Source organism: Celeribacter ethanolicus, from assembly GCF_002407265.1.
Classification (GTDB): domain Bacteria; phylum Pseudomonadota; class Alphaproteobacteria; order Rhodobacterales; family Rhodobacteraceae; genus Celeribacter; species Celeribacter ethanolicus.
In genome coordinates this window covers 3,468,697-3,494,125 of the sequence record NZ_CP022196.1, presented here as the reverse complement: position 1 = coordinate 3,494,125, position 25,429 = coordinate 3,468,697, and the positions used below count along the sequence as shown (strand labels likewise).

The 25,429-nt window shown below is 62.4% G+C and carries 22 protein-coding genes; 13 read left to right on the top strand and 9 right to left on the bottom strand.

Features of this window, described 5'->3' with window-relative positions; translation table 11 throughout:
* Window positions 1–14: 14 nt before the first annotated feature.
* A complete protein-coding gene (locus CEW89_RS17155; protein WP_157779903.1) occupies window positions 15–1,928 on the bottom strand; it encodes a TRAP transporter permease in 1,914 nt (637 codons plus the stop codon).
* 4 nt (window positions 1,929–1,932) lie between these two features.
* Entirely contained in the window at window positions 1,933–2,886 is a 954-nt protein-coding gene (locus CEW89_RS17150; protein ID WP_096806717.1) for a TAXI family TRAP transporter solute-binding subunit, read from the bottom strand.
* A 185-nt stretch (window positions 2,887–3,071) separates the two neighbouring features.
* Here CEW89_RS17150 and CEW89_RS17145 point away from each other — a divergent pair, with 185 nt between their 5' ends.
* Entirely contained in the window at window positions 3,072–4,166 is a 1,095-nt protein-coding gene (locus CEW89_RS17145) for a thioesterase domain-containing protein (protein ID WP_096806716.1), read from the top strand.
* A gap of 10 nt (window positions 4,167–4,176) precedes the next feature.
* Here the strand turns inward: CEW89_RS17145 and CEW89_RS17140 are convergent, their stop codons facing one another.
* Window positions 4,177–5,658, bottom strand: a complete 1,482-nt coding sequence (locus CEW89_RS17140) for a class I adenylate-forming enzyme family protein (protein WP_198403448.1) — start codon at window positions 5,656–5,658, stop codon at window positions 4,177–4,179.
* A gap of 255 nt (window positions 5,659–5,913) precedes the next feature.
* Between CEW89_RS17140 and CEW89_RS17135 the strand changes: the two genes are divergently transcribed.
* The 5 genes from CEW89_RS17135 to CEW89_RS17115 all read left to right on the top strand — a co-directional run bounded on the left by CEW89_RS17135 (window position 5,914) and on the right by CEW89_RS17115 (window position 10,498).
* Window positions 5,914–6,558, top strand: a complete 645-nt coding sequence (locus tag CEW89_RS17135) for a sulfotransferase family 2 domain-containing protein (protein ID WP_096806714.1) — start codon at window positions 5,914–5,916, stop codon at window positions 6,556–6,558.
* A gap of 198 nt (window positions 6,559–6,756) precedes the next feature.
* Entirely contained in the window at window positions 6,757–7,884 is a 1,128-nt protein-coding gene (locus CEW89_RS17130) for a glycosyltransferase (protein ID WP_096806713.1), read from the top strand.
* Window positions 7,885–8,022: 138 nt separating this feature from the next.
* Window positions 8,023–8,268 carry an acyl carrier protein gene (locus CEW89_RS17125; protein WP_096806712.1) on the top strand — a complete coding sequence of 82 codons (246 nt, stop codon included), beginning with the start codon at window positions 8,023–8,025 and terminating at the stop codon, window positions 8,266–8,268.
* The gene (locus CEW89_RS17120) at window positions 8,256–9,110 is read left to right on the top strand and encodes a hypothetical protein (protein ID WP_066706118.1); all 855 of its coding nucleotides are present in this window, start codon (window positions 8,256–8,258) and stop codon (window positions 9,108–9,110) included. Before CEW89_RS17125 ends, CEW89_RS17120 begins: the two co-directional genes overlap by 13 nt.
* The gene (locus tag CEW89_RS17115; protein ID WP_096806711.1) at window positions 9,107–10,498 is read left to right on the top strand and encodes a class I adenylate-forming enzyme family protein; all 1,392 of its coding nucleotides are present in this window, start codon (window positions 9,107–9,109) and stop codon (window positions 10,496–10,498) included. The genes CEW89_RS17120 and CEW89_RS17115 overlap by 4 nt, the downstream gene beginning before the upstream one ends.
* A 299-nt stretch (window positions 10,499–10,797) precedes the next feature.
* Here the strand turns inward: CEW89_RS17115 and CEW89_RS17110 are convergent, their stop codons facing one another.
* The 4 genes from CEW89_RS17110 to CEW89_RS17095 form a co-directional block, all read right to left on the bottom strand.
* Entirely contained in the window at window positions 10,798–11,904 is a 1,107-nt protein-coding gene (locus CEW89_RS17110; RefSeq protein WP_096806710.1) for a sensor histidine kinase, read from the bottom strand.
* A 175-nt stretch (window positions 11,905–12,079) separates the two neighbouring features.
* Window positions 12,080–14,920: a sensor histidine kinase gene (locus CEW89_RS17105; RefSeq protein ID WP_096806709.1), complete on the bottom strand. Its 2,841-nt coding sequence runs from the start codon at window positions 14,918–14,920 to the stop codon at window positions 12,080–12,082.
* Window positions 14,921–15,223: 303 nt separating this feature from the next.
* On the bottom strand, window positions 15,224–15,583 hold the full coding sequence (locus CEW89_RS17100) for an Hpt domain-containing protein (RefSeq protein WP_096806708.1): 360 nt from the start codon (window positions 15,581–15,583) through the stop codon (window positions 15,224–15,226).
* Window positions 15,584–15,641: 58 nt separating this feature from the next.
* The gene (locus CEW89_RS17095; protein ID WP_066706131.1) at window positions 15,642–16,616 is read right to left on the bottom strand and encodes a response regulator; all 975 of its coding nucleotides are present in this window, start codon (window positions 16,614–16,616) and stop codon (window positions 15,642–15,644) included.
* A 159-nt stretch (window positions 16,617–16,775) separates the two neighbouring features.
* Here CEW89_RS17095 and CEW89_RS17090 point away from each other — a divergent pair, with 159 nt between their 5' ends.
* A complete protein-coding gene (locus tag CEW89_RS17090) occupies window positions 16,776–17,273 on the top strand; it encodes a response regulator (protein ID WP_244906095.1) in 498 nt (165 codons plus the stop codon).
* Window positions 17,274–17,293: 20 nt separating this feature from the next.
* Here CEW89_RS17090 and CEW89_RS17085 read toward each other — a convergent pair whose 3' ends face one another.
* On the bottom strand, window positions 17,294–17,860 hold the full coding sequence (locus CEW89_RS17085) for a LuxR C-terminal-related transcriptional regulator (protein WP_066706133.1): 567 nt from the start codon (window positions 17,858–17,860) through the stop codon (window positions 17,294–17,296).
* Between the two features lie 115 nt (window positions 17,861–17,975).
* Between CEW89_RS17085 and CEW89_RS17080 the strand changes: the two genes are divergently transcribed.
* The 6 genes from CEW89_RS17080 to CEW89_RS17055 all read left to right on the top strand — a co-directional run bounded on the left by CEW89_RS17080 (window position 17,976) and on the right by CEW89_RS17055 (window position 24,560).
* Window positions 17,976–19,151 carry a thiolase domain-containing protein gene (locus tag CEW89_RS17080; protein ID WP_096806707.1) on the top strand — a complete coding sequence of 392 codons (1,176 nt, stop codon included), beginning with the start codon at window positions 17,976–17,978 and terminating at the stop codon, window positions 19,149–19,151.
* Between the two features lie 25 nt (window positions 19,152–19,176).
* Entirely contained in the window at window positions 19,177–20,688 is a 1,512-nt protein-coding gene (locus CEW89_RS17075; RefSeq protein WP_096806706.1) for a class I adenylate-forming enzyme family protein, read from the top strand.
* A gap of 52 nt (window positions 20,689–20,740) precedes the next feature.
* Complete coding sequence (locus tag CEW89_RS17070) at window positions 20,741–21,826, top strand: C4-dicarboxylate TRAP transporter substrate-binding protein (RefSeq protein WP_096806705.1); 1,086 nt, start codon at window positions 20,741–20,743, stop codon at window positions 21,824–21,826.
* 4 nt (window positions 21,827–21,830) lie between these two features.
* On the top strand, window positions 21,831–22,373 hold the full coding sequence (locus tag CEW89_RS17065) for a TRAP transporter small permease (RefSeq protein WP_244906094.1): 543 nt from the start codon (window positions 21,831–21,833) through the stop codon (window positions 22,371–22,373).
* A gap of 73 nt (window positions 22,374–22,446) precedes the next feature.
* On the top strand, window positions 22,447–23,763 hold the full coding sequence (locus CEW89_RS17060) for a TRAP transporter large permease (RefSeq protein WP_066706154.1): 1,317 nt from the start codon (window positions 22,447–22,449) through the stop codon (window positions 23,761–23,763).
* Between the two features lie 14 nt (window positions 23,764–23,777).
* Complete coding sequence (locus tag CEW89_RS17055; RefSeq protein ID WP_096806704.1) at window positions 23,778–24,560, top strand: SDR family NAD(P)-dependent oxidoreductase; 783 nt, start codon at window positions 23,778–23,780, stop codon at window positions 24,558–24,560.
* On the opposite strand, the gene CEW89_RS17050 is transcribed toward CEW89_RS17055, so the two are convergent.
* Window positions 24,557–25,324 carry a DeoR/GlpR family DNA-binding transcription regulator gene (locus CEW89_RS17050; RefSeq protein WP_096806703.1) on the bottom strand — a complete coding sequence of 256 codons (768 nt, stop codon included), beginning with the start codon at window positions 25,322–25,324 and terminating at the stop codon, window positions 24,557–24,559. The genes CEW89_RS17055 and CEW89_RS17050 overlap by 4 nt on opposite strands.
* Window positions 25,325–25,429: the final 105 nt, after the last annotated feature.

Sequence of the window (25,429 nt, the reverse complement as noted above, 5' to 3'; positions counted from 1 at the left end):
ACATCTGACCCGCCTCAGACCTTGCCAAGCCGCGCCGCCCAGCCTTTCAGGACCAGCAGACCGCAAAGCGCGAGGATCGCTGCCGCAACGGCGACGGACACAGCCCCAAGAGGATCGAACACGGCACAGACCGCCAGAGCCAGAGAGACGGCAGCCAGACCCGTGGTCAGTCGGCTCTCCCCGGCCAGAAGCGCATCCACCGCCAGAATCGCGACGAAGGCACCGACGAGGCTGGCAGCCACGGTCCAGAGATCGCCTACGAGCAGGAGACCCGGCGCATAGACGAAGAGGAACGGCAGGACATAGATGATCCAGCCGAACCGCATCGCCGCAAAGGCGGTTTTCGTGAAGGACTCTCCGGAGATGCCGCTGGCCGCCAGCGCCGCGAAGGCCACGGGCGGGGTGATCATCGAGACCACGCCGAAATAGAGCACGAACAGATGTGCCGCCATCAAGGGCACACCGAGCGCCACCAGCCCCGGCGCCAGAAGTGTGCCGACGATGATATAGACCCCCGTCGTCGCCATCCCCGCGCCCAGCACCATGGCGGACAATGCCGTCAGGATCAGGGACAGCAGGAGGCTGGTTTCGCCGATCTCCCGAATGCCGAGCGTCAGGCTGACATCGAGCCCGGTCATCCCCAACACACCGAGCACCACCCCAAGGGCCGAACCCGCGATCACCAGCGAAGCGGTGGTCTTATAGGCGCCCTGGGCGGAGGACCTGATCCGGCGCCAAAGCTCGGCAGGCCCATGCAGAATCCACCCCGACAGAAGCGCCGCCGCGATGCCTGCGATGCCCGCGAGTTCCGTCATCCTGTCGCCCTTGAACATCACCGTCACGATGGCGATCACCGGCAGGAGATGCCAGAGATCGCGCCAGGCCAGTTCAGGCATCTCGTCTTGTACTGTCGTGGCGGACGGTTCGGCCCCCTCGGGCAGAGGCGCGCCCTCGATCCGCGCGGCCATCCAACTCGCCTGCACGAACATCACCGTGTAACAAAGGATCGCCGGAACCGTCGCCGCGAGCGCGATGCTGCCATAGGACAGCCCGGTCAGATCGGCCATGAGAAAGGCGGCGGCCCCCATCACCGGCGGGGTGATCTGCCCCATGGTCGAGGACACCGCCTCGATCCCGCCCGCCTTGGTGCCCGGAAGGCCGAAGCGGCGCATGGCCTGAATGGTGAAAGCGCCGGAGGTCAGCACATTGGAGCTGGCGCTGCCGGAGACCATGCCGAAAAGACCCGAGGAGACAATGGTCGCCTTGATCGCCATGCCCTTGCCGCGCCGCGACATCCTGCGGGCGAGCGCGTCGATGGCCGCCGTCCCGCCGGAGATCTCATAGACCGCGCCGAAGAGAATATAGATGGTCACCGTGCCGGCGATCACGCCGAGCGTGCGACCGAGAAAACCGTTACCGCCAAACACAAGGTAGACCGTATAGCGTTTCAGATCGACGGGCGCGGCGTCGAACGGCGCAGGGAAGAACTGCGCCAGATAGCCGACACCGAACACGCCGAACAACAAGAGCCCCATCATCGAGCCGCTGGCCAGGAACGAGGCCAGCAGGGTGACTGCGATCAACAGCACCGAGACGGTGAGCAGCCTTGGCGTCGGCATGATGAACAGCGCCGCCTCGCCCGCGAAATGGCGAAACAGGAAAAGTCCCACGCCGAGTGCGGCGCAACCGGAGAGAACGAGAGCCGCGCGCGACATCCCCCCGGACATGTTTCGCGCCCGGACCCACAGGGTGAACCCGAGCGCCAAAGCAAGTTCGACCGCAAGAAACTGATCGACAACAAGGTTGGAGCGCAGCCAGTCGAACGGGTCAATCGCCCAAAGACATGGCAGCAGCACAACTGCAAGACCGGACAGGGAGATCAGAACCTGCCCCGCCCTGTCAGCAAAATTCCTGCGATCGCGGGTCATCTTGCTACTTGATCTGGCCGTGCTCTTCATAAAAAGCCATGGCGGCCGGATGATAATCGAGACCGATGTCGACATACATCGCCTCGGGTTCGAACCAGTCGAGGCTGGCCACGGACTCGACCATCGTCGCCTTGCCCTCGTAGAGCCCCTTGAGCAGCGCCGTCACCGTCGCATCGTCCTCATCGGCATGGGTGTAGATGAAATAATCGTACTGAAGGATCTGGGTCGGTGCCTTGATCGTCGTCAGCGCGGGCTGCGGATCGAGCATCTGAAGACTCGCCACCGGCATGATTTCCCTGATCTTCACGGCGGCATCCTCGACACCCCCGAGTTGCAACGCCCGCAGACCGCCCACGTCACGCGACACCTGTTCGTCGCGCGGCGTGCCGATCACATGGATCAGAACATCGGTATCTCCCGCCACGAACGCCTCCGCCATGGCGGTGAAATTCGCGACCTGCACCCGTTCGACATCGTCATAGCTGAGCCCGCCCGAGGCCAGCAGCGCCGTGATCAGCGCCTCGCCGGTCACGGCCTGAACGAAGCCTGCGGGCACTCGTTTGCCTTTCAGATCGGCGACCGAGGCAATGCCGCTGTCCTCGCGCACGCCGAGCGTCATACGCATCGGCAGAAGCCGCGCCACAAGCCGCAGGTTGTCCATCTTGTGGTCCTTGAACCGGCCTTCGCCGAGCATCGCCTGACGTACCGCGATGGCGTTCTCGAGACCGAAATCGACCTCGCCCGCGTTGATGAACGGGCTCGCCTGGCTGGTGCTGTCATAGGGCTGCGGCCGCAGATCCATGTCGCTGTCTTCATTGGCCGCCTTGCTGATCGCGAGCGCGTAATTGTAGGTGCTCGATCCCTGGCCAGCGGACGCAATGGTGCTGGGTTCTGCGGTGGCAGCCATGGGAACGCAAATCCCCAATGCCATCAGCGCGGTGACGACTTTCCTGAACATCTGAATCCCCCCCCTGAGAGGTCTGTTGTTGACGTTAGGGAAGATGCAACAGGCCGTACAAACAAATCAACGACAATATCCCCCGTTCCGAACTTGCCTGCAAATTTGACATCCGTTAGCCTCCGAAACCATCAGAACAGGCCAGAGGCGGGGGGTCGCAATGGCGAAACGGTTTGGCGCAGGACATGCTTGATACGACCGCGCGCGATGCGCTCCGGCTCGCTTATGACTTCGCTCCGCCTGAAACGGAGCGCGAACGTCTGGTCTGTGGCATTTTCTCCGATGTCATGAAGGTCGCTCCCGTCGGTCTCGACGACGATTTCTACGATCTCGGCGGCGACTCCCTCATGGGCGAACAGATCAGCCTGATGATTCAGGAAAAGACCGGCAAGGATTTTGCCGTCTCCGCCCTGTTCGACTATCCCACGCCCCGCCTCATCTCCGAATTTCTGCAAGACAGCAAGGCCGAGATCGCTCCGAACTCGCATCCGATTTTCGTCGTGCATGGCAAGGGCGGCTACACCGCGCCGCGTCCCGAATTCTATGCCGGTCTTTCGCAGGGCACGAAGCTCGTGATGTTCGAGCTCCCCGGCATCCGGACGCGCACGGACTATCCGCGCGACATTCCCGCCGTCGCCGCGGCCTATGTCACGCAGATCATGCGTGACTACCCAACCGGGCCGGTGCTGCTCTCCGCCTTCTGCGCGGGCGGGCTGATCGCTATCGAGATGATGGCCCAGCTCAAAGCCGCCGGGCGCGAGGTGCCCGGTCTCGTGCTGCTCGACCCCAGCGCGCCGCGCCGCGTGCTCGACCGGCACAGGCTTCAGTCGAAGATCGAGACCGGCAACGCCAATACGCTCGACCGGCTGCGGCATCGGCTGCGCTATACGCCCCGCACGCCGAACGCATTCGACCGTCTTCGGGACCGGATCGAACGTGGCCTGCGCCTGCTCGCCACTCTGGACGATGCGCGCAAGGCCTCGCGGAAAAAGCAGGGCGCGTTCTGGAAATACCGGGACGCCGGGTTTCGCATCCTGCCGCGTGCCAGCCTGATCGTTGCCTATCGTTTCGCATGGCCCGCCCCCTACACCGGCAAGGTGACGATCATCGCCTCGCAGCAACGCGCCAAGGCCTTGGCCTGCGAAACCTCGGTCTGGCAGCGCTTCATCCCGAACCGCACCGTCGAGGTGCTGTCGGAAACCCATGGCGACATCGGTCAGGCCAATGCGGGCGCCGTGGCCGCGCGGATGGAACAGCTTCTGCTGGAACCGCTGGCCTGAAACTCCCGCCTCAGCTTTCGAGCGAGGCGCGCAGTTCCCGGCGCAGCACCTTCCCGTTGGTGTTGCGCGGCAGGCTGTCGAGGAAGATGAATTTTCGCGGCCGCTTGTCGGGCGCAAGCTGCACCCGGCACTCCGCAGCGAGATCGCCCTCCGTCACGCCGGATTTGGCCACGACGAAAGCGGCGATTTCTTCGCCGAACTCGACGCTGGCAAAGCCGGTGACGGCGACATCCGCAACACCCGGGACGGCCTGAAGCACCGTTTCGATCTCCGCCGGATAGACATTGGCACCGCCGCGAATGATCATGTCGGAGCTGCGCCCGACCACGGTCAGGAAACCGTCCGTCGAGACTTTCGCAAGATCCCCGGTATAGGCCCAGCCGTCGCGGATCTTGTCGCCGGTGTCGCGCGCACGGTTCTTGTACATGCCCTCGGCCATGCCATGGCTGCGGACCCGCAGCGCGCCGACCTCGCCCGCAGGCAGCGGGGTGTGGTCCTCATCGACAATCTCGAGCCGCACGGTCGGCAGGACCCGCCCGTCGGTGTGGCTGTGGCTGGCGACATCCGCCCCGGCGAGCACCGAACAGGTGCCGGACACGGAGGAGGAAAAGCAATGCAGGAACCCCGGCGTCAACTCCTGCCAGGCCCGCAGCTTGTCATGCGCCTCCATGCCGGAGCCGCCGCAATAGAGCATTTTCAGATCGGGCATCAGCGGCTTTCCGGTCCCGTTCGACAGGCCGAGCATGGCCTTGACCGTGGCAGGAACCGCGAAGAGGAAGGTGATGCCCTGGGAGTTCACCTTTTCGATCAGTTCGTCGGCCGCGAATATCGGCGGATGGAAACACACGGTCGCCCCGCGCATCAACTGCCCGATGGTATGGTTGCGCGAGGCGGAGAAGGACAGCGGATAGGCGTTGAGGAATTTGCCTTCGAAAGGATAATGCGCCTCGAACCCGTATCCGAAGGAACGCAACTGGATGGTCCGGTGACTTGCGACGATGCCCAGAGGCCGCCCCGTCGTCCCGGAAGTCAGGGAGATGAGCGCCGGGTGGCTTTCGGTCCCTTTGCGTTCGACAGGAGCATCCGAATGGCGGGCGGCGGTGTCTTTCCACCCCGCATCGCAGGCGATCGACCGATAGGCACCATTCGACAGGTCCCGATCTTCAAGAAGAGCTGCCAGGTCGAACTCTTCGCTCAGACGCCCCCGCTCATCGGCCCGGTTGCGGAAATCTATCGGCACGGCCACCGCATCGAGCATCCAAATCGCCACCATCGCGAGCACCGTATCGACACTGTCCCGCAGCACCAGCCCGACCTGATCGCCCGCTTTCAGCCCTTCGGCCTGAAACTGCCGCGCCCATTGCGCGGAGGTGGCCACGAGCCCGGCGAAGGACACGCTGCGCGCACCGGAAACGAGGGCGGAACGTGCTCCGTACCGCGCCCCGAGGGCATGAAACGTGTCGGCGAGATTGCTGTGGTTTTGCTGTGACATATGAGGGTCCATCTGGCGAGGTGTCGAGGCTTGGCATCGGAACGGGTGACTTCGGGGAAGCCTGCATCAGAAAACACAGCTCTCCCTGCCGGGGAAACAGATTTTCGCAAAATGCACAGATTTTCCGGACTTCCTGCGCCAGCCGGTCAAGACCCGGGCACGAAACGGCTCCGGAAACGCCGTGACAAGCCTTCGGGCGCACGGTATCCTGCGCAGTGAAATCTCCAGGAAGCACCTAGGAAAGCACCCGGCGGCATGCCCTTATATCACATTAACGGCAAGCTGATCCTGTTCATGCACATTCCGAAAACCGGCGGAACATCGGTCGATCACTGGCTGCGCAGTCTCGGCACCCCCATCCTCGGCTCCATTGGCGCAGAAATCGACTGGCTGCCCTGTGTGCCGCAACATCTGCACGCCGAAGCTCTTGCGAAACTCGTGCCGCATGGCGCCCCCGATTTCGCCTTTGCCATCGTGCGGCATCCGGAAAAGCGGATGGTCAGCGAGTTCTTTCATCGTCACAAGGACAAGCGCACCCGACAGATCGGCCCCTATCTGCGCAGGCGGTCTTTCGATGAGATGACGACGGGGCAGATGAGCCGCTATTTCGAGGTCTGGCAGGACCGCGCCTTCGCCAAGTTTCGCAAATACCCGTTCTGGGACGACAACCATGTCCGCCCGCAAAGCGCCTTCACGAACTGGCCGGGCCTGCATGTCTTCCGTTTCGAGGACGGGCTGCAAAGCGTCTACGACCGGGTCACCGGGGAGCTTGGCCTGCCCCGTGTCGGCGAGGTGCCGCGCCTGAACACCGGTCGCAAACATGCCCTCGTGCTGACCGAAAGGGCCAGGACCCGCATCCGCGCGGTCTATGCCCAAGATTTCGACACCTGGTACAGTTGAGTCCGCGACGCCCAACGGCTTTCCACCAGACTGCAAAACACACTTGCCAAACGCCTGTGTGACGTTCTAATTGCATAAGATTGCTGACGTAACGTCAATCTCTTCAGGTCCATTGAGACGCACAGCTCGTCAAAACCTGCCGGACGGTCGTCATACTATTTCGCGACGACACGACCAAACCCGTGGGGACACCGGGACATGAAAGCCTGCATCGCAACCGGCACCTATCATGCGGCCGGGGAGACCTTCGTCAATCGGCATATCGCGGAGCTGTTCGGCGGCAATACCTGTGTGCTGTTCAACACCGCCAAAGGCGACAACCCGTTGCAAAAGCCGAACATGTCCCGGCGCAACCGGTTCGAGGCCTCACCGCGCAAACTCTGGCAAACGCTGCGAGAGCTGCCGCGCTATGGCACCACCTCTTTGCCGCACGGCAAGGCGCGGTCCCGTGTCGAAGCCTTTCTTCGCGATCAGAAACCCGATCTCATTCTCGCCGAATTCGGCCCCGAAGCCGTCGCCTTGACCCCTCTCGCCCGTGCGCTCGACCTGCCCCTTTTCGGGTATTTCCGCGGCTACGACGCCTCGAAACTGCTGCGCGATCCGGGCAAACGGCGCGCCTATCGCAAATGCATGCCCCACTGGCACGGCGTCTTCGCAGTTTCGCAATTCCTGCTCGACAATCTCGCGGCCCATGACATCGCCCATCCGAGAAGCGCGGTCATCCCAAGCGGCGTCAACACCGAGCTGTTTCATCCCGCCGAGAAACGATCCGCGAGCTTTCTCTACGTCGGACGGCTGATCGAAAAAAAAGCTCCCGACCTGGTGCTGCGGGCCTTCCTCGACGCCGCCACACGCGTTACGGACGCCCATTTGACGATCGTCGGAGACGGCACGCTTTCCGCCCCCTGCCAGGCTCTGGTCGCAGCGCGCGGCATGCAAGATCGCGTCACCTTCACCGGGGCCCTGCCCCATTCGGAGGTCTGTACCCTGATGTCCCGCACAGCCATTTTGCTGCAACATTCCGTGACCGCGCGAAACGGCAACACCGAGGGCCTGCCGACTTCGATCCAGGAAGCCATGGCCTCGGGCATGGCCGTGCTCTCGACCCGCCACGCGGGCATCCCCGAAGCGGTGGTCGAGGGGGAAAACGGTCTCCTGGTGACGGAACATGACGAAGCAGGCTTTCGCGACGGCATCGTCGCGCTGGCCAACGCCCCCGAGACGGTCGCCCGCATGGGGGCAGACGGACGCAGACGGGCGGTTGCACAATTCGACAACCGAACTCTTCTGGCAGCGCTGGAGGCACGGCTCACCGGCTGGTTGTAGATCGCAGCGGCCAGCACACAGAACCTGACGGATGTGGCGGGCTTCGCAAAGCTGCCGTGACATCACCGACCAGGACGCCCGCATCCCGCCCTGCACGTACCTTTTCGCCATGTTTTACGATCACGCAGGAGACCCCATATGGATGACACCCAGATCAGAACCGCCATTCTCGACGCCGTGGCCAAGGCCGCGCAAGTCGACCAGGCAACCCTGACCGACACGACGCCTCTGGGCGCAGGCGGGCTTGGCCTCGACTCCATCGCCATGCTGGACCTCGTGCTGGACCTCGAGGACGTCACCGGCCTGCAATTGCGCAGCGAAGCGCTGGGGGGTGACGATCTGGCAACGCTGGGAGGGCTGATCCGATATATGTGCTCTCTCTGATCCACCGGCCCAAGCGCTACCTCGCGGCGGAGCACGCTCGCGCCCCCGGCACGCTCGCCGACAAGCTCACCCAGTTGCGCGAGATGGCCAAGGAGCGCCCGCCGCATCCCAGGCTTTGGAAACGCGCGAAACATTTCTGCCCGGGGACCCGGTCCGAGCGGCGCGACTGGTGCGCCCGGGTCTGGTGGGGGATCGCGGCGGGCGAATTGCTCCGCGTCCACCTCTATGACCGCGCCAGCCGTGCCCAGGCGATGGATCTCGTTCTCCCGCCGGACCTCTCCGCGCTCGATCCCGCCAGAACCGGGCGCGGTGCCATTCTGGCCGCCGCGCATCTCGGCCCGCCGAAATTCGCGATGAATCTGGTGCTCGACCGCTTTGCCAAGCCCCTGATCGTGACCAACACACAGGACATGCCGGACTGGCAGCGCGCCGAAGAGGGGGGATTTCTCAACCCCCGCGACCCTCAGGCCCGGGCACAAATCCTGCTCCGGGGCGCCGTGCAACTGCGTCGCGGCGGCGTGTTCTTTGCCGCCCCCGATGGCAAGCAGACCCGGGACACACTCGGCGTCGAAGGCTTCGGTCAACACTGGGAGTTCTCCGTCGGCCTGCCCGCGCTCGCCCGGAAGCTCAAGGCCGACAGCTTCGTGTTCCTGGCGCTTTGGGAGGGGGAGCGGATCGCCCTGCGCTGCACCCCGATCACAGTACCGGCGGAGCTTGCCCCCGAAGACCATCACCGGGCCTGGATCGAGGCGTACTGGCGCAGCCTGTCTTCCGTGATTGCAAGCTCCCCCGAAAATCTCCGCTTCCTCGCCCCGCCGCTTCGCAAGGAGTTCACCCGATGATCTGGCAGCGTTTTCTCGACACCGCCGCACGCCATGCCGCGGCCCCCGCCCTGATCGGCGATCAGGGCACCCTCAGCTACACGGAGCTTGTCGCCCGGGCAAAGGCCGAAGCGCACAAACTGCCGGACCGTCCCACCGGCGCAGCGCCTGCCCGTGTGCTTCTCGTGTCGGCGGAGCCGGTCACCCTTCTGGTGCGGGTGCTGGCCTGCTGGAGCAAGGGGCTGGTCCCCGTCCTGCTGCGCGACGGGCAAACGCCCGAGAGCCTTGCGCGCATCCGCGAGATCGCCATCCCCATCGCGATCCTCTCCGACGAGACGCCCGAAGCCCACCTCCCGGACAGTCGGCAGCCCCGTCCCCCTTTCGGTCCGCGCGACGAGGCGCTTGTGATCTGCACCTCCGGGACCACCGGGACGCCCAAACTCGTCGCCCTTTGCGCCGAAGGGGTGGCGACCACGGCCCAGGCCATCGTCGAAGACCTCGGATTTGCCGAGGGGGACATCATCGCGGTCGCCACGCCGCTGACCTATATGTACGGGCTGATGGGGGCCTCGGTGAGCGCCCTGCTGTCCGGGGCTGCGCTGCGCATGTTCCTGCCCGGTCAGCCGCTGACCATCGTGCAGGCGGCGATCCGGCGCGAAAACATCACGGTTTTGCAGGGTCCGCCCTCGCTGATGCGCCTGTTTCTGGCCTATTGGAACGGCACGCCCTTCCCCTCCGTGCGCCTCGTGACCACCGGCGGCGAATACATGAACGCGGATCTGGTCGACAAGCTCTCGCAAGCCTTTCCCCAAAGCGCCTTCCGGCTGGTCTATGGCATGACCGAGGCCGGACCGCGCATCTCGCACATGCGCACCGTCCAGCATCACGGCGCGGGCCTGCTGGTCGGGCGTCCGTTCGATCATTTCGACTGGCGCATCGACCCGGTGGCGCAGGAGGGGCTGCCGGATGGGGCCGGCCGTCTTGCGCTGCGCGGGCCGAGCGTCTGTCTGGGCTATATTCAGCCCGGCAACCAGTATGAGGGCGTCGGCCCCGACGGTTTCTTCCGCTCCACCGATCTGGTCTGCGACCGCGATGGCCAGTTGGTGTTCCTCGGCCGCTACGACCGGCTGTTCAAGACCGGCGGCAAGCTCGTCAACCCGCTCGAGATCGAGGACCTGCTGATGCGGCATCCGGCGGTACATGACGCCGCCTGCCACGCACAGGAGCACCGCCTGCTGGGGCTGGTCCCGGTGGCGGAAGTGGTGCTGGAAAGCGGGGCAGACACCGATCTTGCGGCGCTGAAGCTGCATTGTTCCACCCTCGAACACCATGCCAGGCCGCATCGCATCGACATCGTCCCCGCGCTCGAAATGGCCGCGTCCGGGAAAAGGGCCGGTCGCAAGCCATGAACCGTGTCGTCACGCGTAGCTCCTCGTCGCGCCTCTCAAGACGCACAACGCTCCCCGGCTGGCACTCAATCCGGCTCCAGACAAGGCTCGTATGATGCGCCGCCCATGCCGACGGCCAGAGGGTGACTGTGGGCACATCGTTCACGCCCAGCCGTCGTTCCTCGCGCAGAACGACACATCTGGTTCCACCGGGATCACAGACCGAGCGGAGATGCCCCACACATCCTCATTGACAGAAGAACCCTTCCTGGAAGACAGGCGCTTTCCTTCCCGGACATGGACCTTCTTCGTGAGCGAGATCAAAAGGACGGCAGGCAGACACAGAATGTCGTGCCCTCACCGCTTTGCGTCTCAAACGAAATCGTGCCGTTCATCTGTTCGACCAGCGTGCGCACGATGTTCAGCCCCAGACCGGAACTGCTGGCGCGTTTGTTGTTGTCCCAGCTCGCCTTGGTGAAGCGTTCGAAAAGCGTGTCGCGCAATGCCATGGGAATGCCATCCCCATGGTCGCGGACGAACACCGCAATCTGCGCATCGGCTTTCTGCGCCCAGATTTCAACGGACTGACCACATTCGGAGGCCTTGACCGCATTAGAAAGCAGGTTGGACAGAATCTTGGTCAGTTGCGCCGGCACGGCCCGAACCTGAAGCGCGGCATCGGTCGGGCGCATTTTCACATCGACTCCGTGATAGGCGCCATAACCCTGATGGGTCGCCACCAGCCCCTCAAGCAGACTTGCGACCCCGATGTCCTCGCTCTCGTGTTTCGGCCCCGCCTGAGCGCTTTCATTGAGATCGAGGATTTCCTGAATGAGAGCAAGCATCCGGTCGCTGTTGGCCCCCGCGATGTTCAAAAGCGATTGCGCCTTGTCCGACAGCGGCCCGACCAGCCCGGATTTCATCAGGTCCAACGCCCCCTTGATGCTGGTCAGAGGGGTGCGCAATTCATGGGTGATGACGGAATTCACTTCCCTGCGCAGACAGTCCGCGCTTTCCTGTTCGGTTTCGAAATGAAACATCGCAACGAAATAGCGGTTGCCCTGCTCATCCGATGTCGCCATCACGCGTCCGTTCAACCGTTTGTCGCCGAAGGACGGATGGGTGCGGAAGGCCGCACTTCCGGTGGTTTGCGCCTGATCCAGAGGACCGCCCTCGGCCATCAGATCGTGAAAAAAACCGCCTTCGCAGAGATGTTCGGCTGCCCGTGCCGCCGATCCATCACCCAGCATGTCGCGGGCTGCGGCGTTCATGTAATGCGGCGCCTCCATCGTGCGCTCGAACACGAGCACGGCATCGGACATCCCGTCCCATAGCGCCCTGTTCAGCTCGGAGCCGGCCTGTGCGAAGCACGCCGCATCCTCGCCGAACGCATAGCCAGCCATACCGTATTTGAGCTTACATGTCATACGATTACACCCGAACTGTTCAAAACCGCTGGTTCAGGATGACCCGTTACCGCACGCTTTTTAGAATGCCCTTCACACAAAGATAATCCTGCAGGTGAATTTAAACCTGGCTATGGTTAATTTGTGATAAAAATGTGTCCCGCGAAAAATAATTACAATCCAGACGTGTAATTCCTTAGTTCGCGTCGCACCACAGCGGCAGAGCGAATGTCATCGTCGAGCCGACGCCGAGTTCGCTTTCCGCCTTGATCCAGCCGTCTTGCAACGCAACGAGATCCTTGCAAATCGCAAGACCGAGGCCGACGCCGGGGTTTTTCCGGTTGGTCCCGGAAGCGGCCTGGGCAAAGCGATCGAAGATGATGCCGATGCGATCCTCGGCGATCCCGACACCGGTGTCCCGGATCTCGAAAATCGCCATGTCGCCCTGCACCCGGCTGCGCACCGTGATCTCCCCCGCGTCAGTGAACTTGAACGCATTCCCCAGAAGATTGGTCAAAATCTGCCGGAAGCGGATTTCATCCGCCCGGATATCCGCCCCGACCAGATCCAGCGTGATCGACAGACCTTTCTCCTCGGCCAGAGCGTGCATCTGGTCGACCACGGATTCGACGATCCTGGTGCTGTTCACCTTGTCGTGGTTGACGCGCATGGTGTTGGCCTCGATACGCGCGATGTCGAGCATATCGTCGATCAGCGCTTTCAATTGCGTCCCGGAGGCCTGAATCCGCGTGGTGAACCGGGCGATATCCGCTTCAAAGCCCTTGAGCGCGGTCGAGATGCTTTCATCTCCCCCTTCAGAGAGCGCCGTGCGCAGGGCGGCATAGCTCGGCAGTTTCTCGAAATTCGCAACGAAGCTGTTGAAGCCCAGAACCGCCGACAGCGGCGTGCGCAACTCGTGACTGATCACATTGAGGAATTGCGTCTTGGATTCGTCGGCCTGTTCCGCTTCCCGCAGGGCGGCATAGAATTTCGTCACATCCTCGGCAATGCCGATATAGCCGGTAAACACGCCCTGCTCGTCGAAGCGCGGCTTGCCGCTGATCCGAATCCAGCTGAGGCGATCCGGGAGGAAATGATAGCTGTAGACGATGTCCAGAAAGGGCTCATGTGCCTGCATCTTGGCGACGAGTTTCTGGAGCGTGTCTTCGCTGCCGTGGGCGGATTTGACAAAATAGCTGCGCGGCTTTCCGATGTAATCCGCCGGATCGACGCCGATCATCCGGGCGAACCCCTCCGAGACATAGGTCATCCGCATGTCGGCATCCTGTTCCCAGAACCACTCCGCACTCAGATCGGCCACATCCTGAAGACGGGCCTCCGCCTCGTCACGTTTGCGCAGTGCAGCGCGCAATTCACAGTTCGACGTTTCAAGCTCCCGCTGATGGCGGCGCAGATCCGAAATCTCCACCCGGAACATGACCAACCCGCCCTCGGATGTGCGTCGGGTAAAGTATTTGAACCAGCGGTCTCCGTTATAGCGCACTTCAAGCTCGGAGGTTTCTCCAGTCAAAGCCGAGAGAATCTCTGTCTCGTCCCCGCTCCGAACCCCATTGAGGAGCACCTCGTCGGAAATTTCCAGCCGCCGGTGGATCAGGTCCGTCAGAGGCCGCCCGACCATCAGGTTGCGCTTCATCCCGTCGAGCCGGTCCCCGGCGACGGTGTTGAACATGATCAGCCTGTCGTCGCTGTCGAACAGCCAGAACCCGACAGGCAGCGCATCAATGGCATCGTTCAGCCGCTGTTCGGCAAGCGTGGCACGCTCGCGACTGCACAGGACTTCGGTGATATCGTTGAGAATGGCGACACGCCCGCCCTCGGGAGTCTGATGTTCGAGAAGCTGCATCCATGTGCCGTCGCTCAGCGCCACGGTAAAGCCGGAGCCCTTTTGCGGGCCCCGCAAAAGCTGCCGTGCCAGCCACTCCTCTTCGTTGCCGATGGCATCCGTGTAAAGGCCGACTTCGAGCCCTGCACGCAAGATGCTTTCGAGAGAGGCGCCGGTCACGATGGCATCGGAGGCCGCGCCATGCAGATCGCGATACCGGCGATTGCACAACTCAAGATTGTCATCCTTGTCGAACATCACAAAACCCGACGGGGCGACATTCAGCGCCGTGCGCAACTGGGTGGCGATGCGCCAGTTTCGACGTCTGAGGCTATGAAGATACCGTGCGAAAATCAGCGTCAGCACCCCGCCGATCAGCGCGCTCAGTCGGATGAAGCTCAGCTTAGCCGGGGCGATTTGCGCCTTTTCCTTCGGGGCCATTGAAACCGTCCAGGTGCTGCCGGGAAACGGAAACTCATAGACGGCCTTGGCATTTTGCTGCGTCGTCTCATCGCCCACGATGAGCGCCTGCTTGCCAAGCGCAGTCTCGGCTTCGATCGCGATATCGTAAAGGGAGGCGTATCGGGAAAGGCCGATTTCCTCCATGAAAGGGTCTGCCGCGAACACGATCGAGGCCACCCCGATCATGCCCTGCGCCCCCTGCCGTCCGCCGCGGACGAAAACCGGTTCGCGGATGATGAAGCCCTGATAGCCCTGAAACAGCCGCGTCGGCCCCTCCACGAAGGTTTCGCCGGTGCGTTCGATCAGTTGCAGAACCTCATATTGTTCCGGCAGAGCCGCCAGGTCGCGCCCGATGAAGGTGCTGTTGTCCGAGTAGGGATGGACATGTGTGATGGTGGTGCCCTGCACCAGAGCCATATTCACGACCGATGCATCCTCGGTCTTGATGAACGTGCAGAGTTCCGAAAATTCCCTCGCCGAGATGTCCGGAGAGAGCGACAGGGCACCGGCAAGGCCACGCGCAAACAACAGCTTCTTGTTGACCGATTGCTGGATCTGTGTGGCGATGACCGACTGGTCGCGATACATGAGATCGGTCTGCTCTTCGGTCGCCTCAATCGAAGCCGTTCGGATCGCTCCGAGATAGATCAGCACACAAATCCCGATAATCGCGGCGTAGGAGGCACCCTCGATCAACAGGTTCATGTATTTGACGCGGTTCTTATCCGGCATTTTGCGCCATTTTATTTGTCATATGCAATTTTCTGCTCGTTTCAGCTCTTTTGCGACCGATTATAGGCTGCTCTTTTTCATTTTAGTAAAGAACAACTCGCGCTTAACGTGCATTACCGAGCGTTAAGCAGGATGACAAATGTTTTTCTGTCAGCAACTGTGACATGGAAGACAACATCCGCGCGACCACGCGGCGGCGCAGCCCCTCGCCCTCCCCCGAAACAGCGATACAGTTCTGGCCCCCACAGGGGTCATCTTCGGGGTCATCTTGCCGGGAACGTCAGCTTCGGAGGAAAGTCTGTGTCACATTTCGTCGACGACGGCGTCTTCCATAAGATCGAGCAGGGTCTCGATCTCGCGTGACAGGATGGTCTGATGCCGGTCGGACCGCTCGAAACTGGACACCAGATCATGGATCGCTCCGGCCCGTTTCCCGATCTCGGGAAATCCGACGGTTGCCGCGATACCGCTCATGCGGTGGGTCAGGAAAGCGAGTCGATCCAACGCGTCCCGGTCGCCCGGACATGCGCCGATCCGGGCCTGAAGCCCTTCGATCTCCGGCATCTTCACGATCAGATCGTCAATGAAATTCTGCCGCGTACGCCCGATGGCCTCGGCCAATCTTTGTCTGATTGCCGCGTCAGAAAGCGATTTGTTTGGCATGCAATCCCCCCGAGCCCTTCCAGTCTTCCACCTTGCCCGGTTCCGAGAGTGGCCTCAATCACGCGACAAGGAAAGTGCTTTTGAACTTGCTGCCCGACGTTCTATCGGCATCGACCTGAGCCAAGGCGCGCGCAATCATGTGCTGCGGATCGGTTTTGAACATCGACATCTTGGTCGGTGTCCCCACCTTCACGCGCAGTTCCATCGGAACGGTATCGCCTTCGACCAGGCCGAACTCCCGCAGCTTCATGGCCAGATCCAGTTCGATCTGCTCCACGTCGAAATGCAGGGCGCGCGGCAGAAGCGCCACGAATTCACCGTTGCCCAGATAGGAAATGATGACGTCGAAACTGCGCAGCGTCTCAAAGATCGCCTCGGCGACATCGGTCAGGATGCCGTGGAATTCCAGCGGCGTCGTGAGCGTGAAAAGACTTTCAGGTTTATCGATGCGAAATCCGATGGCCCCGAACATGAAGCGCTTGATCCGCGACAGACGGTGCAGATAGTTCTCGAGTTCGAGGCTACCGATCACCCGCGGCACATCGTAGATGGCGATCGGATCGGCGAGATCGAACCGCATCTCTGCATCGGCGATGCTGTTCATGCCGAGCCGCAGAATCTGCTCACGTCGCGTTGCGTCCATGGAGCGTTGCTGTTCAGCGAACAGCAACTGGGCCACGCGCAGCCGCGCCCCGAGTTCCGTCGTGTCGATCGGCTTGGTGAGATAATCCGTCGCCCCGCGCAGGAAGGCCGCGTCGACATGCGCCTTGTCCTTCATCGCGGTGAGCATGATGACAGGCGTATTGCGGTGTTCCAGCGTGGCACGAATGCGACCGCAAAGTTCGATCCCGTCCATACCCGGCATCTGGATGTCGAGGAAGAAGGTGGAAAACTGATGCCGCCCCTCCCGGATCAGGCTCAGCGCTTCTTCGCCACTTTCGGCACAGAGGAAATCTTCATACCCGAGAGAGGGCAGGATGGCGCTCATCACCTCCAGGATATTGCGATCATCGTCCACGACCAAAAGTGTCATTTGTCTCTCCAGCGAAGCGAAACCGTCAGCCTTGTCGCGATTGCCCCCAGGGACGCAACAGCCTCGGCGTTGAAAACAACCTTAGGAAGAGATTTGTCGCCAATTTGGGTCAAATTGTGTCAAAAGTGAGAATTCGCACCCTGACCTGCACTTTCCGCTATGGCCCCGGTCGCTTTCCAGAACATCGGTTGCCGAATTGCCGTTTCGGGAGCATTCCAGCGGCGTGAATTCGCTTGTCTGGCCTTCGGCACCCGATATACTCCGCGCATGAAGGAATTACACCGCATCATGCACGTGGAAGACGATCCGGACATTCGGGAAATCACCCGGATGTCGCTCGAACTCGTCGGAGGCTTCGACGTGATCCAGTTCAAATGCGGCAAGGACGCGGTGGAAAATCTCCCCACCGAGGCGCCCGACCTGATTCTGCTGGATGTCATGATGCCCGTCATGGACGGGGTGGAAACCCTGAAAAGGCTGCGCGAGGTTGCTGCATATGCCGAGGTGCCGGTCATTTTCGTAACCGCCAAAACATCGCGTGCCGATTTTGGTCATCTCAAGGCCGTTGGCGCCCAGGACATCATCCTCAAGCCGTTCGAACCGATGGAATTGCCGGGCCAATTGCTGAAAATCTGGGAAAGCTGTCAGGCCGCATAGGCTGAGATCCACGCCGCGCCTCAGGTCTGCACGATCATCTTGGCGACAAGCTCGGCGGCGTTCTGCACCCCCAGTTTCTTCATCACTGCACTGCGATGTACTTCGACCGTCCGCGGCGAGATGCCCATCGCCAGCCCGGTTTCCTTGCTTGTGTAACCGTTGACGATATAGCGCGCGACTTCGCGTTCCCGCGGTGTCAGCGTGGCCGAGTTCGGCGGGCGATGCTCAAGATGCTCGAAGGTCCAGACCATGAGGCGGAAAGGATCCGTCGGCGTCAGGGTGCGACCCGAAGCCCGTGTCCAGATGATCTCGCCGCTGCGGCACTGCATGAAACGCTCATCCGTATAGCGCGGACGCCCGTCGAGCCAGCGGCGCCAGCGGGTGCCGGTCTTCTCGTAATCCACGCTCGAGGGATAGAGCACCCGGATCGACTGGCCCTCGAGCGCATCGCGGGTCCAGCCGAAAATCCGTTCGATCTCCGTGTTGACCCGCTGAATCACCCGGTTGGACAGCACCATGAGACCGATGGGCGCATCCATGAAGCCGGTAAAATTGAGATCCGCCTCTGAAATCTTGTCATAAGTCATCGACCTGCCCTTTCGCTGCACCTGCATCTACGTAACTCATACGTATATTTATACGTAGTTACACGGATACCTGCCATGTGTTTTTTGCATCACTCTTGAGATCGGAGGACGACACATGACCCAGGACATCTTTATCACCGGCTCCGGCCACACCCGTTTCGGACGGCTCGAGGACACGCTCGAGGCGCTCATCGTCGCAGCGGCCCGCGAAGCTCTGGAAGAGGCACAAATTTCGCCGGCGGATATCGACGCCGTCTTTCTCGGCCATTTCAACTCCGGGCTGGTGCCCGATGGCTTCGCCTCGTCACTGATCCTTCAGGCCCATCCGGACCTGCGCTTCAAACCCGCGACCCGGTGTGAAAACGCCTGCGCGTCCGGCGCCGCCGCGATTCATGCCGGGCTGAACGCCATTCGCGCCGGGCGTGCCCGCAACGTGCTTGTCGTCGGCGCAGAAAAGATGACCCATCGTCCCACCGCCGATGTCACCACCGCACTGGCGGGAGCAGGCTATCAGAACGATGCCACCGAGGCGGCCCTGAGCTTTCCGCAGGTTTTCGCCATCGCCGCCGGGCAATATGCCGACCGCTATGGCGACCCGATGGATGCCATGGCCCGGATTGCCGCGAAGAACCACGAGAACGCGATGAAAAACCCGCTGGCGCAGATGCACAAGCCGCTGTCCTATGAGGCCTGTCGCGAGGTCAGCGACAAGAACCCGCTGATCGCACCGCCCTTGCGGCTGAGCGATTGCTCCCTGGTGACGGACGGCGCCGCCGCCATCGTCCTGAGCGCCTCGGAGGCCCATGCTCAGGATGCCACCGCCCGCGTGCGGATCGCCGCCGCCGAACATGTCTCCGACTACCTGCCGATGAGCCGTCGCGACTTCGTCGCCTTCGAGGGACCGGAGCGCGCCATCCGCACCGCCTATGAAACCGCGGGCATCACCGTCGACGATCTCGACTTCGCGGAGGTGCACGACTGTTTCACCCCGGCGGAACTGCTGATCTACGAGGCCATGGGGCTCGCCCCCAAGGGCCAAGGCGCGCGCGCGCTCGAGGCAGGCACGGTTTACGCCGGGGGACGCACCCCTGTGAACCTGTCTGGAGGCCTGAAGGCCAAGGGCCATCCTGTCGGCGCCACCGGCGTGTCGATGCATGCGCTCGGGTTCCGGCAATTGACCGGGCGCGCGGGCGAAATGCAGCGCAAGGGGGCGGAATGGGGGCTGGCCTTCAACATGGGCGGCGCCGCCGTCGCCAATTACGCCACGATTTTGCAGGCCGACCGCGCCTGAGCATGATCTGCGGAGTGTGACGACAATGAATATCGCGAACTGGCTGTATCAGACGGCCCTGTCATGGCCTTCCCGCCCGGCGCTCTACGAAGGCGACAGCCTGCGCCAGACCTACCACGCGCTGTTGCAGGCGACCTGCAACCGGGCCACATGGCTGCAATCGGTGCATGGCATCCGCAAGGGGGACCGGATTGCGATCTTTGCCAAGAATGCCCCCGAATATATCGAGGCGCTGCATGCCTGCTGGTGGCTCGGTGCCGTGGTCGTGCCGGTCAATTGCAAGCTGCACCCGCGGGAGGCGGAATGGATCGTCCGCGACGCCGGAGCGGCCCTCACCCTGACCGAAAGCGGCACGGTGTTTGCGGAACAGCCGGACATCCGTGAGGCCGCGCTCGGCGCTCCCGTTCCCGGGCCGCACAAGATCACGCCCCCCGCACGCGTTGAGGATCGCGATCTCGCCTGGCTGTTCTACACCTCGGGCACGACAGGCACCCCCAAGGGCGTCATGCTCAGCCATGACAACCTGCGGCACATGACCCTGTGCTATGCGCTCGATGTCGATGCGGCCCGGGCGGAGGACCACATGCTCTATGCCGCCCCGATGTCCCACGGCGCAGGGCTCTACATGTTCGCACAGATTCGGGCAGGGGGCGCGCATCTCGTCCCCGCCTCCCACGGGTTCGACAGCGACGAGATCATCGCGCTTGCCAAAACCCGCGGCAATCTCGTGTTCTTTGCTGCCCCCACGATGGTCAAACGCCTGATCGCGACAGCAAAGCAACAGGGCTACGACGGCACGGGCATTCGCACGATCATCTATGGCGGCGGCCCGATGTATGCCCATGACATCGACGAAGCTCTCGCCTGCTTCGGTCCGCGTTTCGTGCAGATCTACGGTCAGGGCGAAACGCCCATGACCATCTCGGTGCTGCCGCGCGATCTGGTCGCCGATCAGAGCCATCCCCGCTGGCAGGCCCGGCGTGCCTCCGTAGGCATCGCGCAAGGGGCGGTGACGCTGGCTGTGCTTGGAACCGACGGAGAGCCCCTGCCCGCCGGTCACACCGGAGAAATCTGTGTTCAGGGGCCGACGGTGATGACCGGCTACTGGCAGAATCCAACCGCCAGTGCCGCCGCGCTCACGGGCGGCTGGCTGCACACCGGCGATCTCGGCCATCTGGATGAAGACGGCTTTCTCTACCTCACCGACCGCTCGAAGGATGTGATCATTTCCGGCGGCACAAACATCTACCCGCGCGAGGTCGAAGAGGCGCTTTTGGCGCATCCGGCCGTGTTCGAGATCGCCGTCATTGGCGAACCGGAACCGGATTGGGGAGAGCAGGTCGTGGCCTATGTCGTGTTCGAACCCGGCAAGAGCGCCAGCGTGTCCGAACTCGACAGCTGGTGTCGCCAGCAGATCGCCGCCTTCAAACGCCCGAAACGCTACGCGGTCGTCCGGGAGCTGCCGAAGAACAGCTACGGCAAGGTTCTGAAAACCGTGCTCAGGGCTCGCACGGGACATGAGCCGACACCGGCATAATTGCAAAACATCTCCGGGCAGGAGGAGCCCGGCACCAACGGAGGAGATACCCATGAAAAGACGTGACTTTCTGAAATCCACAGGAGCATTCGCAGGCGCGGGGCTGATCTCGGGCCTGCCCGGTCTTGCCCATGCTGCAACCTCGCTGAAATTCGACAGCTATGTGAGCGAAACGGCTGGACCGTCCTGGGTCGACCGCTGGTTCCTCGAAGAACTGGCAACTCGCAGCAATGGCGAGATCGGCGTCAAATATTACTGGGCCGGAAGCCTCAACAAGGTCGGCGAACATCTCGGCGCGGTGCGCGACGGCACCAGCGAAATGACCCTGATCGCGCCGGGCTATTATCAGGCCGAACTGCCGGTCACACGCGGTCTTGAATGGTATTTCCGCATGGAGCGCGCCGATGAGCTGCAACTCGTGTGCCGCGACGTCTACGAGAATTTCGCGCCGTTGCGGCAGGAATGGGAAGAGCGTCACCGCAGCAAGGTGCTCTACTGGACCAACTGGAATTATGCGCCTCTGGTGATGCGCGATCCGATCACCTCGATCGACGACATCAAGGGCAAGAAAATCCGCGGCTACGGCGTCGCCACCGATGTGATCGAAAGCCTCGGCGGCATTGCCGTACCGATGGCGGCGGGCGAGGTTTATCAGGCGCTCGAACGCGGGGTTCTCGATGGGGTCTACGGCTTCGATTTCGTCACTGCCGTCGCCTACAAGCTGCATGAGATCGCGCCGAATTTCTACGACATCGGCGATGGCCCACACGCCCCCGCGGTCACGATCATGAACCGCCGCGTCTGGGAGGGCCTCCCTGTAGAACACCAACAGATCTGCACCGATTTGGCCGATGAGCTCTATGGTGGGAAATTTGCCGAGATCTACAACAAGGTGCTGGCCGATTACGTACAGAAGGCGCAGGCCGAAGGCGTGGTGCTCTCCTCGCTCTCGGATGCGGAAAAGGCCCGGACCAAGGCGCTTGTTCAACCCGCACAGGTCAACAAGTGGATCGAAACCGTGGCCAAGCCCAACGGCATCGACGGGGCGGCCATGCAGGCGGTGGTCGAAGAGGCGATCGCGCGCCACGCAGGCACCGGGACGATGAAACGCCCGGTCGAAATCGCGGCGGGTCTGTAAGCCAATGCTGGCGTGGCTGAACCGCCTGCTCGACGGGATCGCCCGGATCACATCATGGCTGGCGCTGGGGTTCCTCGCCTTCATGATGGTGGCCATCACAGTGGATGTGGTGGCCCGCGCCGCCTTCGGGCGCGCCGTGCCCGGGCTGTTCGAGATGACGGAAATGTCCATGGTGATGGTGGTTTTCATGGGGCTGGGCGCGACCCTGCTCGATGACGGCCACATCCGTGTCACCATGATGACCGATGCGCTGCCCGGACCGTTTTCGCGTGGTTGCACGGCGCTTGCCTGGCTGTTTGCTGCGCTGACCTTTCTGATGCTGGCCTGGCCGGCAACACAGGAGGCGGCTTATTCCTTTTCGATCCGGGAATTCCGTTGGGGCTATTTCCAGGTGCCGATCTGGTGGGCCAAAATCGCGGTGGCCGCAGGGCTCTGGTTTGCCGCGCTGCAAGCCGCCCTGCACAGCCTGCGCATCGCACTCAAACAGATCGCGCTGCCGCATATCGACACCGCGCCCTCCGCTGCGGGGGACACGGCCCAGCACTGAGCCGGGCGTGCCCAGAAGAGGTCCCGGCGCATGCCGCCGGGACCGCGACATTGCATTTCACAGGACATCGACAATGGATGTGACACTCATCACCCTGCTCGCCGTCGGGCTGATCTTTTTCCTCATGGCTCTGGGCACCCCGGTCTTTGCCGCACTGGCCCTCTCCGGCGCCTTTGGCATCGTCATGGTGGAAAACCTGGGCTTTCTGCTGGCGCGGCTAAAATCCTTTTCCTTCAGCCATACCGCCAGCTACGCGCTTACGGTCATCCCGCTTTTCATTCTCATGGGGGCTTTCGCGCATCATGCGCAGGTCGGAAAGCGCCTGTTCCATGTCGCCAATAAATGGGTCGGGCACCTTCCGGGCGGGCTGGCGATGGCGAGCATCCTGACCTCTGCAGGTTTCGCCGCGACCTCGGGGTCCTCGGTGGCGACGGCGGCCACGGTGGGGGCGGTCGCCATCCCGGAGATGAAGGAGAAGGGCTACGATCCGCGCCTCGCGGCCGGGGCCGTGGCCGCAGGCGGCGTGCTGGGCGTGTTGATCCCGCCCTCCGTCCTGTTGATCTTCTATGCAGCCCTCACCGAGGTCTCCGCCGGAAAAATGTTGATCGCGGGCTTTGTTCCCGGCCTGATCACCACGGTCGCCTTCATGATCGGTGTCGCCCTGATCGGCCATCGGGTTCAGCATCACTCCACCCGCGCCCCCAAGGCCTCCTGGGGCGAGCGGCTGTCCTCGACGACGCAGGCCTGGCAGGTGCTCGTCCTGTTCGTGATCGTGCTGGGCGGGATTTACCTCGGTCTCGTCACCCCGACCGAAGCCGGTGCCATCGGTGCGCTCGCCGCCTTGCTCATGCTGGTCTTCGCGAAATCGGCGCGCGGGCGTCTGAGCACTGCGCTTTCCGAAAGCTTCCGTTCGACCGCCACCACCACGGTGATGATCCTTTTCACGATGATTGGCGCGGGCATTTTCAGCTTTTTCCTGACCCTCGTACAGGTGCCGCAGATGATCGCAGGCGCCATCACCGAAAGCGGCATTCCGCCTCATCTGATCGTTGCAGTGCTCCTTTTGCTCTATATCCCGCTCGGCATGTTTCTCGATGCCTTCTCGATGATGGTGATCACCCTGCCCATCGTCTTTCCAACGGTCTCGGGACTTGGCTTCGATCCGATCTGGTTCGGTATCCTCTGTGTGAAAATGTGCGAGATCGGGCTGATCACCCCGCCCGTAGGCCTCAATTGCTTCGTGATCGCGGGTATCGACCGCGACACGCCCCTGCCGGATGTGTTCCGGGGCGCGCTTTGGTTCGTGGCCATCGAGATGGTGACCATCGTCCTGCTCTTTGCCTTCCCGTCCATCATCACCTGGCTGCCCGACACCATGATGGCCCGATAAAACAGGAGTTTTTCATGACACAACGAACGGATTACGGCACTGCCTTCATCACCGGCGGCGGTTCAGGTATCGGGCGGGCGAGCGCTCTGCGGCTGGCAGCGTTGGGGGCCCGTGTGGCCGTCACCGACCTGCGCTTTGAGGCCGCCGAAAACGTCGCCCGCGAGATCACCGCACAGGGCGGCACAGCCCTTGCTCTCGCCCTCGATGTCGCGGATGCCGCCGCACTTCCCGATACAGTTGCCAAAGCCGAAGACGAAGTTGGTCCCATCGACATTCTGGTGAACAGCGCCGGGCTCATTCTCGTGGAGCCGCTGCTGGACTTCGCCCCCGAGACCTGGAGCAAGGTCATGGAGGTCAATGTCACCGGCACTTTCCGGGTCAGCCAACACATCGCCCGTGGCATGGCGGCACGCGGCTATGGCCGGATCGTCAATATCGCCTCGATCTCCGGTCTGCGGGCCGGTGTCGGGCGCACCGCTTATGGCACCTCGAAAGCGGCCATTCTGGGTCTTACCCGACAGTTTGCGCTGGAACTGGGCGCGCGTGGCATCACCACGAATGCCATCGCGCCGGGAGTGATCGAGACACCGATGACGCTTGAGGCCTATAGCGCGGAAACATGGCGCCGTGTGCTGGAAATGGTGCCCACGCGTCGTCGCGGCCAACCCGAGGACATTGCCGAAGCGGTCGCCTATCTCGCCAGCCCCGCCGCCTCCTATGTCAATGGCGAGGTGCTCACCGTCGATGGTGGCTACATGGCCTCGGGCATGACCCAGACCGGTTCTCTGCAAGCCTAGACCAGCACGATCCGGCTGCCCTCGCGCGCGCAAGCCCGCACGGTCTCCTGCGGCAGGTCGGCGCCCGTGACGATCATGTCGTACTCCCGCAGATGCCCGTGGCGGCAGGCCAGATCGAGACCCGCCTTTTCGCTGTCGACAACCAGAATGGTGCTGTGCGCACAGCCCGCAATGGCCTTGCGCGCAGCAACCTCGTCGGAATTGTAATCCATCACCTCACCTTCGGGCGACAGGCCACCACAACTGAAAACCGCGTAATCCACCCGGTATTTCGCGAAGAATTCCAGCGCCGCCGCGCCGATCAGGTCCAGATCGCGCATCCGCACGCTGCCGCCTGCCATCTCGACCACCGCCCCCGGCGCGTTTTGCAGGGCACAGACCGCGTGAATGCTGTTGGTCACCACGAACAGATTATCCCGCGCCGCCAACAGCCGTGCACATTGTTCCACCGTGGTGCCCGTCCCCAGCGCCACCCGCGCGCCATCCGGGATCAGGTTCTTTACCGCAAGCGCGATGCGTTGTTTTTCCTGCCGCGCCAGACTTTCGCGCGGCAGATAGCCGATGTTCTCGCTTTGCTGCCGCAATCGCGCGGCACCGTTGCGGCGCTGCACAAGCGCCGCCGCGTCGAGATCGCGCAAATCGGTGCGGATGGTCTGGACCGACACGCAGAGGCGCGCCGACAGTTCCGCCGCAGAAAGCTCGCCGTTTTCCGACAAGAGCGCAATGATGCGGTCGCGCCGCTCAGACATATCCAGTCGCATCATGGCTTTCCTTCGAAAAAATTGTCGATTTCGACAAGGGTAGGAGCGAAGCCCATTTCGCGCAATATAATTAAAAAAGTTAAGAATACGTCGCAAAACTGTTACGCC

What these genes read in the sequence shown, in the direction of transcription:
- CEW89_RS17155 (WP_157779903.1), bottom strand. Translation starts at nt 1,928, where the DNA reads ATGACCCGCGATCGCAGGAATTTTGCTGACAGGGCGGGGCAGGTTCTG.
- CEW89_RS17150 (WP_096806717.1), bottom strand. Translation starts at nt 2,886, where the DNA reads ATGTTCAGGAAAGTCGTCACCGCGCTGATGGCATTGGGGATTTGCGTT.
- CEW89_RS17145 (WP_096806716.1), top strand. Translation starts at nt 3,072, where the DNA reads ATGCTTGATACGACCGCGCGCGATGCGCTCCGGCTCGCTTATGACTTC.
- CEW89_RS17140 (WP_198403448.1), bottom strand. Translation starts at nt 5,658, where the DNA reads ATGTCACAGCAAAACCACAGCAATCTCGCCGACACGTTTCATGCCCTC.
- CEW89_RS17135 (WP_096806714.1), top strand. Translation starts at nt 5,914, where the DNA reads ATGCCCTTATATCACATTAACGGCAAGCTGATCCTGTTCATGCACATT.
- CEW89_RS17130 (WP_096806713.1), top strand. Translation starts at nt 6,757, where the DNA reads ATGAAAGCCTGCATCGCAACCGGCACCTATCATGCGGCCGGGGAGACC.
- CEW89_RS17125 (WP_096806712.1), top strand. Translation starts at nt 8,023, where the DNA reads ATGGATGACACCCAGATCAGAACCGCCATTCTCGACGCCGTGGCCAAG.
- CEW89_RS17115 (WP_096806711.1), top strand. Translation starts at nt 9,107, where the DNA reads ATGATCTGGCAGCGTTTTCTCGACACCGCCGCACGCCATGCCGCGGCC.
- CEW89_RS17110 (WP_096806710.1), bottom strand. Translation starts at nt 11,904, where the DNA reads ATGACATGTAAGCTCAAATACGGTATGGCTGGCTATGCGTTCGGCGAG.
- CEW89_RS17105 (WP_096806709.1), bottom strand. Translation starts at nt 14,920, where the DNA reads ATGCCGGATAAGAACCGCGTCAAATACATGAACCTGTTGATCGAGGGT.
- CEW89_RS17100 (WP_096806708.1), bottom strand. Translation starts at nt 15,583, where the DNA reads ATGCCAAACAAATCGCTTTCTGACGCGGCAATCAGACAAAGATTGGCC.
- CEW89_RS17095 (WP_066706131.1), bottom strand. Translation starts at nt 16,616, where the DNA reads ATGACACTTTTGGTCGTGGACGATGATCGCAATATCCTGGAGGTGATG.
- CEW89_RS17090 (WP_244906095.1), top strand. Translation starts at nt 16,776, where the DNA reads ATGGCCCCGGTCGCTTTCCAGAACATCGGTTGCCGAATTGCCGTTTCG.
- CEW89_RS17085 (WP_066706133.1), bottom strand. Translation starts at nt 17,860, where the DNA reads ATGACTTATGACAAGATTTCAGAGGCGGATCTCAATTTTACCGGCTTC.
- CEW89_RS17080 (WP_096806707.1), top strand. Translation starts at nt 17,976, where the DNA reads ATGACCCAGGACATCTTTATCACCGGCTCCGGCCACACCCGTTTCGGA.
- CEW89_RS17075 (WP_096806706.1), top strand. Translation starts at nt 19,177, where the DNA reads ATGAATATCGCGAACTGGCTGTATCAGACGGCCCTGTCATGGCCTTCC.
- CEW89_RS17070 (WP_096806705.1), top strand. Translation starts at nt 20,741, where the DNA reads ATGAAAAGACGTGACTTTCTGAAATCCACAGGAGCATTCGCAGGCGCG.
- CEW89_RS17065 (WP_244906094.1), top strand. Translation starts at nt 21,831, where the DNA reads ATGCTGGCGTGGCTGAACCGCCTGCTCGACGGGATCGCCCGGATCACA.
- CEW89_RS17060 (WP_066706154.1), top strand. Translation starts at nt 22,447, where the DNA reads ATGGATGTGACACTCATCACCCTGCTCGCCGTCGGGCTGATCTTTTTC.
- CEW89_RS17055 (WP_096806704.1), top strand. Translation starts at nt 23,778, where the DNA reads ATGACACAACGAACGGATTACGGCACTGCCTTCATCACCGGCGGCGGT.
- CEW89_RS17050 (WP_096806703.1), bottom strand. Translation starts at nt 25,324, where the DNA reads ATGATGCGACTGGATATGTCTGAGCGGCGCGACCGCATCATTGCGCTC.